This window comes from Haemophilus sp. HMSC071C11 (genome assembly GCF_001837655.1).
In the GTDB taxonomy this organism is placed as follows: Bacteria; Pseudomonadota; Gammaproteobacteria; order Enterobacterales; family Pasteurellaceae; genus Haemophilus; species Haemophilus influenzae.
This window is the reverse complement of the sequence record NZ_KV833398.1, coordinates 38,914-50,675: the sequence shown is the minus strand read 5'-3', so window position 1 is coordinate 50,675 and position 11,762 is coordinate 38,914. Positions and strand designations below refer to the sequence as shown.

The following is an 11,762-nucleotide window of genomic DNA, read 5'->3' as shown; positions in this document are numbered from 1 at the left end:
GGTTACAATTTAAGTTATTTCAGATTATTCAAAAAACAATTTCTTGTTAATTATTCATCTCTAAGTGGAACAACCAACATATCAATTTTAATCGTATTCATCACTTGACGTGTTGAAGACATTAACTTACTCCAAAAATCCTGATGATGTCCCGTCACTAATAAATCCACATCATATTGTTCGATGGCATCACTTAAAACTTGTCCTAAATCGCCACTGCCACTCAATTTTTCTGAAATTGGATAATTCACACTTTCAGCTAAATCTAATAAGGCTTTTTGTGTTTCCGTGGAAATCCTGTCTTGCATTGAAGACATATTCACATCAATCAATCCAGTATAAAGATCCGAAAAGTTCACATCAACGTGGATGATAGAAAGTTTTGCGTCGTGGCGTTTAGCAATCCCAACTGCTTTTTTAAGTAAAATTGGACTTTCTTCAGAAAGATCTACTGCCACTAAAATGTGTTTGTACATAATCGACTCCTTAACTGATTGGTTCGGTTTTTAACTGGCTCCAATGCTAACATTTTGAGCAATAAAAAACTGTGTACTAGATCACAATTTAAACATTTTTATTAAAAATTCATTAAATTTTCAATGTCTGCAATTTCTTTAGGGACAGCAGCGGTTAGGATTTTATTACCATATTCAGTCATCAGTAAATTATCCTCAATGCGCACGCCAATGCCTTTGTATTGCTCTGGCACATCAGCATCTTCTGAAATATAAATACCAGGCTCAACGGTAATTACCATACCGATTTCGAGTATCCGTTGTTTATCTTGGCCATAACTACCCACATCATGCACATCTAACCCTAGCCAGTGACCTAATCCGTGCATATAAAATTGGCGATAAGCTTGTTGTTCAATAAGTGTATCCACATCTCCTTTCAAGATACCTAAATCCACTAATCCTTGGGTTTTAATTCGAATGACTTCATCATTGGCTTGCTTAATGGAATTGCCCGGTACAAGTAATTCAATCGCACGTTTTTGTGCTTTTAAAACTAACTCGTAAATTTCACGTTGAGGCTGGCTAAATTTTCCATTTACAGGAAAAGTGCGGGTGATATCGCCTGCATACATGGCAAATTCACAGCCAGCGTCAATCAGCACTAAATCCCCATCATTTAGTGGGCGATCATTTTCTGTGTAGTGCAAAATACAGGCGTTACTTCCTCCTGCAACAATGGAATTGTAAGAAGGAAATCTGGCGCAATGGCGATTAAATTCATGCAAAATATCGCTTTCAATTTCATATTCAAAGCGATTTGGGCGTGTTGTTTGCATCGCTTTAATATGCCCAAGTGCCGTAATTTGTCCCGCTTGTTGTATTAAGCGGATTTCATTCGGCGATTTTATAAGGCGCATTTCGCTGAGCATTGGTCGCCAATCTAAAATCTCGCTAAAATTCACCGCACTTTCTGACACCAATGTATCACCCCAAGTATGAATTTCTGGCACATGGTAAAGTGCGGTCAAATTTTTCAGTATTTTTGGCAGTACGGTAGCGAATTCTTCAATAGAATAGGCTTCATTTACATTAAGTTGCTGTGGCGCACGCTCAACACCTAATCGGCGACCATTCCACGTTTCAAGTAACGGATCGCGTGGACGAAGAAAAATAATGGCTTTTTCTACTTGTTCTGTTTTCAGTAATAACAGAGCTGCATTCGGTTCATTAAAGCCTGTTAAATACCAAAAATAGCTATCTTGACGGAAAGGATAGGTACAATCATTATTACGGCGTTTTTCGATTTCAGAAAAAAGCAATAATGCCGAATTAGGTTGCATTTGAGCGAATACTCGTGTGCGACGTTCCTCAAATTCTTCTTTAGGCAGTTTAGCCATATAAGCCAATTCCATTCGAGATCTCCTTAATGTAATACAGGTTTGCTCTCAATTTCCCCTTCGTTGAAATGAGAATAGAACAACATTGCAATGGTGCGAACATATTCAATGATTTCTTCTAGTGCTTCCGCAAGCTCTTCTTCATTATCATCTTCATCATAACCAAGTTGGCAAATATCTTGTAAATCATCTACGGCTTCGCCAATTTCGCCAATTTCGCCTTTTTCTTTTGCTAATTCAGGTTGTGCTAAGCCAAGACCAAGTAAGAATTGGTTTGCCCAGTCAGATAGGCTATCCGCTTGTATAAAGACATTTTCATCTTCGGTTAAACCAAGTTCAAAGGTAAATCCTTCAACATCTGATAAGGTTTGACTAATTTGTTCATAAAGTGCTGTAACGGGTTGGACTAATCCTGTTGGGTAAGCGTGATTATCATTGCTGAATTGATATAAGAGCGGTAGCCAACTTTGATCTTTTAAGCCACCACAAAGTAAACCGCTTAAAAAGCCATGTAGTTCTGTTGCATTAAAGCCGATTCCAGCAGATTTAAGTTGTTGGTTAAGGTCAGAATGAGAAATGAGCATAATAGATTTCCTGAGTAAATTTGAAATTAGTGTAAACCTTTGTAAATAAAAAAGCCATCGCTTGACCAATTAAATTAGATTAAGAGGCTGGTGGTGTGTCACAGCTTTTAACGCTAGAAATGAACCTAATTTATAGATCTTGTAATGACATTTTTATTATAAATAATGGCTTATTTAAATTTAAACTCTGTCCATTGATAATATCGCCCGCTTGCTTTTTGAATTCCGCCGTAATTTTGCCATTCAGGATGATTTGGCGTATCTGGTAAACATTGGGTTTCTAGTGCTATGCCAGAAAAATCGGCATATAATTCGCCATTTCTCGTTGGTGTGCCTGCAAGATAATTACCCGTATAAACCTGCAATGCAGCTTGCGAGGTTCTTACTTCCAAACTTAAATCGCCAGTTGGAGAGGTTAGTAACACACAAGGCTTTTGCCAAGCTTTATTGACAATAAAGGAATGATCGTAACCTTTTGTTGCTTGCTGATCCCCTTGTAAAAAATCTTGCTTGATGGGTTTAGCAATACGGAAGTCAAAACTTGTATTCACCACGTGCTTTAATGGAGAATTAGGAATCCCCTCATTATCTACAGGCAGATAAAAATCAGCATTTAAACGTAATGTATGTTCACGCACGTCACTGCCTTGCTCTGCATTTTCTAAATTGAAATAGGCATGATTCGTTAAGTTCAATGCGGTATCCTTATCACAAATCCCTGCATATTCAATTTTTACGCTATTATCATCTGTTAGCGTATAGGTTACAGACACATCCACATTACCAGGAAAACCTTGATCACCATGCTCTGACTGTAATGAAAAACACACAAAATTCTCACCGCACTCTTGAATTTTCCAACGACGTTTATCAAAACCCTCTCCACCATGAAGCTGGTGCTTTCCTTGATTACTACTTAATTTAATAAGTTCGCCATTCAATTCAAATTGTGCATTTGCAATACGATTTGCATAACGCCCTACGCTTGCGCCTAAATAGCTTTGATGAGTGGGATAATTCTCTACCTTACAACCCAATAAAACCTCGCGTAATGTGTCATTTACTGGCACTTTACAAGAAAGCCAAGTTGCGCCCCAATCCAGAAATTGAACACGCATCCCATTTTCATTTTGTAGGGTTATAAGCTGATAAGGTGCACCATCAGGCGCATTAAAAGTGGTTTGTTCTAACATCATTTTCTCTTAAATCACTCGCACACCTTGTGATGCGGTACACACATAAAAAGTTTCTTTTAAACCAGTCGTTTTCTCGTAATTATCCGCAATAATTTTACGAACTGCATCGACTTTATCATGCGGCGTAAGTGCGACAATACAGCCACCAAAACCGCCGCCCGTCATACGTGCACCGCCACTTTTGCCAATAACAAGTTGAGCCAATTCAACTAAATAATCAATTTGTGGCACGGTGATTTCAAAATCATCACGCATTGAATCGTGAGATGCTTCCATTAGTTTACCTAAACAAGTCAAATCATTGTTCTTCAATGCTTCTACCGCATCAAGTACTCGTTGATTTTCTGTTACGACATGACGAGCACGTTTTGCTGCTAACGGAGAAAGTGCGGTCAATTCTGCTTCTCTTTTTTGGAATTGCTCAACTGAAACATCTCGTAATGCTTTCGCGCCAAAAAATTTTACTGCCTCTTCACATTGCTGACGGCGAGTATTGTATTCGCCTGTTACTAAATCGTGCGGTACGTTTGAATTCACAATAATCACGGCGACATCTTGTGGCACTGGTGTTGGAATAGTTTCAAGACTACGACAATCGATCATCAGTAAGTGATTTTCCTGCCCAAGCGCAGAAATTAACTGATCCATATTGCCACAATTAGCACCGACAAATTGGTTTTCAGCCTTTTGCCCATTCAATGCAATATCCGTGTGAGAAAGCGGTAAATCGCCAAGTTGTTGGCAGAATTTACCCACCGCAACTTCTAACGCTGCAGAAGAACTTAATCCAGAAGAAAGCGGCACATTACCAGAAATCACTAAATTTGCACCTTGTTGAAAGTGCGGGTAACGTTCTTGGATAAATTTTACCACCCCACGCACATAATTAGCCCATTTGTGTTCACTCTTAGGAATTTCAACATTGAGAGAAAATTCATCAGTTTCATCAAGATCTGCAGCATAAACATTCCAAATATGATCATCTCGTTTTGTACCAGAAACGGCCGTACCAAAATTAATTGCGCAAGGCATAACAAAGCCGTCGTTGTAGTCAGTATGTTCGCCGATAATATTTACTCGACCAGGGGCATAGACGGTAATTTCTGGCAAATTTTTATGCTGTCTATTGAAAATTTGTTGAGCATTTTGGATTGGGGTCATATTTCTATCCTTTATATTAAATCTATACTCGATCTGCACCACTCTTTGCTAAAGCTAAAGAGGGGAACTGACTATATTATTTAGTTCTTTCTTTATAATGAACTTCACTCAAAGCACGTAATCGCTCCGCTGCCTGTTCTGCCGTTAAATCGCGTTGGTTTTCGCCTAACATTTCATACCCCACCATAAATTTACGCACAGTTGCTGAACGCAAAAGAGGAGGGTAAAAATGAGCATGTAGCTGCCAATGTTCGTTATCTTCGCCATTAAACGGTGCCGCATGAAATCCCATTGAATATGGGAAAGAGGTTTCAAAGAGATTGTCGTATTTGGTCGTCAATTTTTTCAAAATAACCGCAAGATCTTTTGATTGTTCGTCACTTAATTCAGTTAAACGTTTTACATGAGTTTTTGGTAGAAGCAATGTTTCAAATGGCCAAATAGCCCAATAAGGTACTAAAGCGACCCAATGTTCAGTTTCAACGACAATACGTTCTTTCAACGCCAATTCTCGTTTTACATAATCAACCAACATTACTGAGCCATGTTTTAGCAAATAATCACGTTGTGTACGATCTTCACGAGCAACTTCATTTGGCAAGAAACTATTTGCCCAAATTTGACCATGCGGATGAGGGTTAGAACACCCCATTGCAGCCCCTTTGTTTTCAAAAATTTGCACCCATTGGTATTTCGCACCAAGTTCACGAAGTTGTTCCTGCCATACTTTAATCACTTCTTCAATCTCAAGTGCGGTCAATAATGGCAATGTTTTACTATGATCGGGAGAGAAACAAATGACTCGACTTTCCCCACGAGCTTGAGAACTTTGGAAAAGAGGATCGGAGGATTTTTCAGGGGCTGGCGTATCTTCTAAAAGCGCGGAAAAATCATTTTTAAATACATAAGGTTTACGATAATCTGGATTTAATTCCCCTGTAATACGCTTATTACTCGGACAAAGATAACAAGTTGGATCATAACTTGGTTTTTGTTCTTCATTGACTTTTTCCTGTTGCCCTTGCCACGGGCGTTTGGCACGATGTGGCGAAACTAAAACCCATTGATCGATTAACGGATTGTAGCGACGATGTGGATGTTCTGTAGGTTCAAAAAGTGCGGTCATTTTGACTCCTGTTTTTTATCAATGTAAGCGATTACATTAATTTATACTAAATTATTGTAAATAAACCGTGATCTTTGTCACAAAATAAGAAAATAAGCAAAATTTTTTATGATTTAGTTCATACTTATGAAAGTAACCGTTTTCAATTTATCGTAAATTATTTATGATCAAAATATAAGATTTATAGATTATAACAAGGAAAAAGTTATGAGTACTATTCGAGATGTCGCTAAATTAGCCAATGTATCTGTCGCTACCGTATCCCGAGTATTAAATCACTCTCTTTCTGTTAGTGAAAATACACGCCTTGCGGTGGAACAAGCTATTGCACAGTTAGCTTATCAACCTAATGCAAATGCTCAAGCCCTTGCCGTGCAGAACACCGATACAATTGGCGTGGTGGTAACCGATGTGACGGATGCTTTTTTTGCGATTTTAGTGAAAGCGGTGGATAAAGTAGCAGAAGCGCATCAAAAAACGATTCTTATCGGTATTGGTTATCATCATGCGGAAAAAGAGCGGGAAGCAATTAATACCTTATTACGTAAGCGTTGTAGTTCTCTTGTTGTACATTCTAAAGCCTTATCTGATGATGAATTAAGCCATTATTTAAATACTGTGCAAGGAATGGTAATCATTAACCGTGTTATTAAAGGTTATGAACATCGTTGTGTCAGTTTAGATAACCAAAAAGGCACTTATTTAGCCACGGAAATGCTTATTCGTTATGGGCATCAACATATTGCATATATCGGTTCAAATCACGCCATTTTTGATGAAGTTGAAAGAAGAAATGGTTATCTTGCCGCATTAAAAGATCACAATTATCCCATCATTGAACAGGCGATAACACTCAATAGTCCAGACTTTGAAGGCGGCGAAAAAGCAATGATTGATTTACTTAGTTATAACAAAAATCTTACGGCTGTCGTTGCTTATAACGATTCAATGGCGGCGGGAGCCATTTCAGTTCTCAATGAAAACAATATCAGCGTACCAAGCCAATTTTCAATTATTGGTTTTGATGATATGCCGATTGCCCGTTATTTGATCCCAAAACTAACCACAATTCGCTATCCTATTGATTTAATGGCAACTTATGCGGCTAAATTAGCATTAAGTCTAACTGACGAGAAAATAATTACACCTCCAGTAGTTCAATTTAACCCTACTTTGGTACGCCGTTTTTCGGTGGAATCGCGCTAATTTGTGACATGGATCACAAATTCATAATTTTTTATGTAATCATTTTCATTTTTGCAAATTTGCTCATAGATTAATTACGATAATTTATTTATGATGTACACAACCTTATCTATCCACATCAACCTTCCAAATAGGAGTGTTATTATGAAAAAAACAGCCGTGTTAAGTACCGTCGCTTTCGCTATTGCATTAGGTTCAGCATCTGCAAGTTTTGCTGCAGATAATCGTATTGGGGTAACGATTTATAAATATGATGATAACTTTATGTCTTTAATGCGCAAAGAAATTGATAAAGAAGCTAAAGTAGTCGGTGGCATTAAACTCTTAATGAATGACTCTCAAAATGCACAATCTATTCAAAATGACCAAGTTGATATCTTACTCTCTAAAGGCGTGAAAGCACTTGCGATTAACTTGGTGGACCCAGCGGCAGCTCCAACTATTATTGGCAAGGCAAAATCAGATAATATTCCTGTCGTATTCTTTAACAAAGACCCTGGTGCAAAAGCTATCGGTTCTTATGAACAGGCTTACTATGTAGGTACTGATCCAAAAGAATCAGGCTTAATTCAAGGGGATTTAATTGCAAAACAATGGAAAGCGAATCCAGCTCTTGACTTAAATAAAGATGGCAAAATCCAATTTGTATTATTAAAAGGCGAACCTGGTCATCCAGATGCGGAAGTGCGTACAAAATATGTTGTAGAAGAACTTAATGCGAAAGGTATCCAAACTGAACAATTATTTATTGATACTGGTATGTGGGATGCTGCAATGGCGAAAGATAAAGTAGATGCTTGGTTATCTAGCTCTAAAGCGAACGACATTGAAGTCATTATTTCTAACAACGATGGTATGGCATTAGGTGCGTTAGAAGCAACAAAAGCGCACGGTAAAAAATTACCTATCTTTGGTGTGGATGCGTTACCAGAAGCATTACAATTGATTAGTAAAGGCGAACTTGCGGGTACAGTATTAAACGATAGTGTAAACCAAGGTAAAGCAGTTGTTCAATTATCTAACAATTTAGCACAAGGTAAATCTGCAACTGAAGGCACAAAATGGGAATTAAAAGACCGTGTTGTACGCATTCCTTATGTTGGTGTGGATAAAGACAACTTAGGTGACTTTTTAAAATAATTTTCCATCAATTTTTGTTGTAGTCTAAGGGGAAGTGGATCTTCCCCTTTTTAAAGAGGTTGGATATGACAGCTCAAACTCAATGTCAAGACAGCCAAGTGCTGCTCACAATGACCAATGTCTGCAAGTCCTTTCCGGGCGTAAAAGCCTTAGATAACGCAAACTTAACGGTTCGATCACATTCTGTTCATGCCTTAATGGGTGAGAATGGCGCGGGCAAATCTACATTACTAAAATGTTTATTCGGTATTTATGCCAAAGATGAAGGCGAAATTCTTTTCTTAGGCGAACCCGTCAATTTCAAAACATCTAAAGAAGCCCTTGAAAATGGTATTTCAATGGTGCACCAAGAACTCAATCTCGTGCGCCAAACTAGCGTAATGGATAATTTATGGCTTGGACGCTATCCACTTAAAGGTCCTTTTGTTGATCACGCCAAAATGTACCGTGATACTAAAGCGATTTTTGATGAATTGGATATTGATGTAGATCCGAAAGAAAAAGTCGCCAAACTTTCAGTTTCTCAAATGCAGATGATCGAAATTGCGAAGGCGTTCTCGTATAACGCTAAAATCGTAATCATGGATGAACCAACATCCTCGCTTTCTGAAAAAGAAGTTGAGCATCTGTTTAAAATTATCGACAAATTAAAACAACGCGGTTGCGGCATTATTTATATTTCTCACAAAATGGATGAAATCTTCAAGATCTGTGATGAAATTACTATTTTACGCGACGGTAAATGGATCAACACGGTAAACGTGAAAGAATCCACAATGGAACAAATTGTTGGAATGATGGTAGGGCGTGAATTAACACAGCGTTTCCCTGAAAAAACCAACGTGCCAAAAGAAGTTATTTTGCAGGTGGAAAATCTTACCGCTAAAAATCAACCATCCATTCAAGACGTATCTTTTGAATTACGCAAAGGTGAAATTCTCGGTATTGCAGGACTTGTGGGGGCTAAACGTACCGATATCGTTGAAGCTATTTTTGGCGTACGTGAATTAATCGAAGGAACGATTAAGTTACACGGAAAAACTGTGAAAAATCATACCGCACTTGAAGCGATTAATAATGGCTTTGCATTGGTTACTGAAGAGCGTCGTTCAACGGGGATTTATTCTAATTTAAGTATTGAGTTTAATTCATTGATTTCAAATATGAAATCTTATCTCACTCCGTGGAAATTACTTAGCACGAAGAAGATGAAAAGTGATACCCAGTGGGTAATTGATTCAATGAATGTTAAAACACCATCACACAGAACTACAATTGGTTCTCTTTCTGGTGGTAACCAACAAAAAGTCATTATTGGTCGTTGGCTTTTAACTCAACCTGAAATTTTGATGCTAGATGAGCCGACTCGTGGTATCGATATTGGGGCAAAATTTGAAATTTACCAACTTATTCAAGAACTCGCTAAAAAAGATAAAGGCATTATTATGATTTCATCAGAAATGCCAGAATTACTGGGTGTGACTGATCGCATTTTAGTAATGAGTAACGGTAAATTAGCAGGTATCGTTGAAAGCGCAAAAACATCGCAAGAAGAAATTTTGCAACTCGCGGCAAAATATTTATAAACATAAGGAATGAATTATGAGTGCCTTAGAAAAAAACAAATCCTTTGATCTCTTAAAACAAAATGCGATTTATTTTGTGTTATTGATTTTGCTCGGCATCATCATTGCACAAGATCCGACATTCTTAAATTTAGTCAATTTCAGTAACATCTTAACCCAATCTTCTGTACGTTTAATTATTGCTTTAGGGGTTGCGGGTTTATTGATTACACAAGGGACTGACTTATCTGCAGGTCGTCAAGTTGGTTTGTCTGCAGTTATCTCTGCAACAATGTTGCAATCAATGGAAAATATTAACCGCGTGTTCCCTGAAATGGGACAAATACCAATTCCAGTGGTTATTCTCGCAGTTTGTGCTATCGGTGCAGTAATTGGTTTAGTGAATGGTTTAGTTATCGCTTACTTAAATGTAACTCCATTCATCGCAACCATGGGTACAATGATCATCATATATGGTTTCAACTCACTATACTATGATGCTGTAGGTGGTTCTCCAATCGCAGGTTTTAGTGAAAATTTCTCAACATTTGCTCAAGGATTCTTCCGAGTCGGCAGCTTTAAACTCTCTTACATCACGATTTATGCAGCTATTGCAGCATTATTAGTATGGATTATGTGGAACAAAACTCGTTTCGGTAAAAACGTATTTGCTATTGGGGGTAACCCAGAAGCAGCTAAAGTTTCAGGCGTGAATGTTGCTCGTAACTTAGTTGCAATCTATATGATTGCAGGTATGTTCTATGCCTTTGGTGGTATGCTTGAAGCGGGTCGTATCGGTTCTGCAACTAACAACTTAGGTTTTATGTATGAATTAGATGCTATCGCCGCTTGCGTAGTGGGTGGCGTATCTTTTGCTGGTGGGGTAGGTACAGTAATTGGTGTTATCACTGGGGTTATTATCTTTACTGTTATCAACTACGGTTTAACTTACATCGGTGTAAACCCTTACTGGCAATACATCATTAAAGGTAGCATTATCATTCTAGCGGTAGCCATTGACTCGTTAAAATATGCGAAGAAAAAATAAAGCTGACGCAATCTTAATAAAATGAATGAAAAGTGGGCAAATTTGTCCACTTTTGTTTTATCTATTCAATTCTGAATTAAGGATATTTATGCAATAATCGGCAAACCCTGTATAATTGCGCCACCATTTTCATAGAGAGAAAAAAATGCTAATTAACTTTACACAAGTATTGCAAGACAGTTGGAATTTCTTCCGTAATCAGAAAAAAATTATGCTGCAATTTGTCGCAATTTTATTTATTGTGCAAAGCGCGAGTGCACTTTTAAGTTTTTCAGTTAATGATGAAAATAAAAATGATGTATTAAATCTCGCCAATACAGATATCACAAGTTTTATATTTTCAGTTGCAATCACTCAAATTTTAACGAGCTTTATTGCAGCTTGGGGATTAACCTCAATCCATAAAATTAGCCTACAAAATTATCGCACTTTAGGTGAAACCTTCTCACTTACCTTGCGCCGTTTTGCAGGCGTAATTGTGTTAGATCTATTAATGGTTGCACCAATGTTACTTGGTCTTGGTGAAGCCTTTGCTGCATTACTCACAAAAAAATCGCCCTCTATTATGTCACTTATCGCGATGCTTGTTGGCGTTTGGTTCTTTGTCCGTTTAAATTTAACGGTAGTACATTATCTTTCTACTCAAGAGGCACTTTCGCAAACTATCCGAAAAATTTGGATGCGAGGAAATACTCGAAAAGGCGTATTGTTTATTTACACCCTACTGGTTTATTTTTTCGTGCCAATTCTTATTTTCCAATTAAGCGCATTTTCCAATAATGCTATATTTGATATGGTAATAGGCATTTTCACCGCATTACTTAATATTTTCATGCTAGTAGTGACTTATCGTTTCTACAGCTTATTTATGAAGGATTAAT

Annotated in this window: 11 protein-coding genes; 5 read left to right on the top strand and 6 right to left on the bottom strand. The window is 37.7% G+C overall.

Translation table 11 applies throughout. The annotated features are described in order from the left end of the window. Positions 1-50: 50 nt before the first annotated feature. From uspA to galT, 6 genes are all read right to left on the bottom strand, one after another. The gene (gene uspA / locus HMPREF2644_RS00640) at positions 51-476 is read right to left on the bottom strand and encodes a universal stress protein UspA (RefSeq protein WP_005663088.1); all 426 of its coding nucleotides are present in this window, start codon (positions 474-476) and stop codon (positions 51-53) included. Positions 477-577: 101 nt separating this feature from the next. Beyond that, positions 578-1,870, bottom strand: a complete 1,293-nt coding sequence (gene pepP / locus HMPREF2644_RS00635) for a Xaa-Pro aminopeptidase (RefSeq protein ID WP_005663086.1) — start codon at positions 1,868-1,870, stop codon at positions 578-580. A gap of 11 nt (positions 1,871-1,881) precedes the next feature. After that, positions 1,882-2,439 carry a YecA/YgfB family protein gene (locus tag HMPREF2644_RS00630; RefSeq protein ID WP_070828155.1) on the bottom strand — a complete coding sequence of 186 codons (558 nt, stop codon included), beginning with the start codon at positions 2,437-2,439 and terminating at the stop codon, positions 1,882-1,884. Positions 2,440-2,609: 170 nt separating this feature from the next. Beyond that, positions 2,610-3,632 carry a galactose-1-epimerase gene (gene galM / locus HMPREF2644_RS00625; RefSeq protein ID WP_070828154.1) on the bottom strand — a complete coding sequence of 341 codons (1,023 nt, stop codon included), beginning with the start codon at positions 3,630-3,632 and terminating at the stop codon, positions 2,610-2,612. A 9-nt stretch (positions 3,633-3,641) separates the two neighbouring features. Further along, positions 3,642-4,796: a galactokinase gene (gene galK / locus HMPREF2644_RS00620; protein WP_038440339.1), complete on the bottom strand. Its 1,155-nt coding sequence runs from the start codon at positions 4,794-4,796 to the stop codon at positions 3,642-3,644. A 76-nt stretch (positions 4,797-4,872) separates the two neighbouring features. Continuing rightward, positions 4,873-5,922: a galactose-1-phosphate uridylyltransferase gene (galT, locus tag HMPREF2644_RS00615; RefSeq protein WP_005666161.1), complete on the bottom strand. Its 1,050-nt coding sequence runs from the start codon at positions 5,920-5,922 to the stop codon at positions 4,873-4,875. A gap of 207 nt (positions 5,923-6,129) precedes the next feature. Between galT and HMPREF2644_RS00610 the strand changes: the two genes are divergently transcribed. From HMPREF2644_RS00610 to HMPREF2644_RS00590, 5 genes are all read left to right on the top strand, one after another. Then, positions 6,130-7,128 (top strand): substrate-binding domain-containing protein, encoded by a 999-nt coding sequence (locus HMPREF2644_RS00610; protein ID WP_005652428.1) that lies wholly within the window; start codon positions 6,130-6,132, stop codon positions 7,126-7,128. A 144-nt stretch (positions 7,129-7,272) separates the two neighbouring features. Then, positions 7,273-8,268 carry a galactose/glucose ABC transporter substrate-binding protein MglB gene (mglB, locus tag HMPREF2644_RS00605; RefSeq protein ID WP_005663075.1) on the top strand — a complete coding sequence of 332 codons (996 nt, stop codon included), beginning with the start codon at positions 7,273-7,275 and terminating at the stop codon, positions 8,266-8,268. A 65-nt stretch (positions 8,269-8,333) separates the two neighbouring features. Next, positions 8,334-9,854 carry a galactose/methyl galactoside ABC transporter ATP-binding protein MglA gene (gene mglA / locus HMPREF2644_RS00600; RefSeq protein WP_005652432.1) on the top strand — a complete coding sequence of 507 codons (1,521 nt, stop codon included), beginning with the start codon at positions 8,334-8,336 and terminating at the stop codon, positions 9,852-9,854. A gap of 16 nt (positions 9,855-9,870) precedes the next feature. Further along, positions 9,871-10,881 carry a galactose/methyl galactoside ABC transporter permease MglC gene (gene mglC, locus HMPREF2644_RS00595; protein WP_005663072.1) on the top strand — a complete coding sequence of 337 codons (1,011 nt, stop codon included), beginning with the start codon at positions 9,871-9,873 and terminating at the stop codon, positions 10,879-10,881. 145 nt (positions 10,882-11,026) lie between these two features. Further along, complete coding sequence (locus HMPREF2644_RS00590) at positions 11,027-11,761, top strand: hypothetical protein (RefSeq protein ID WP_005652437.1); 735 nt, start codon at positions 11,027-11,029, stop codon at positions 11,759-11,761. Position 11,762 lies beyond the last annotated feature (1 nt).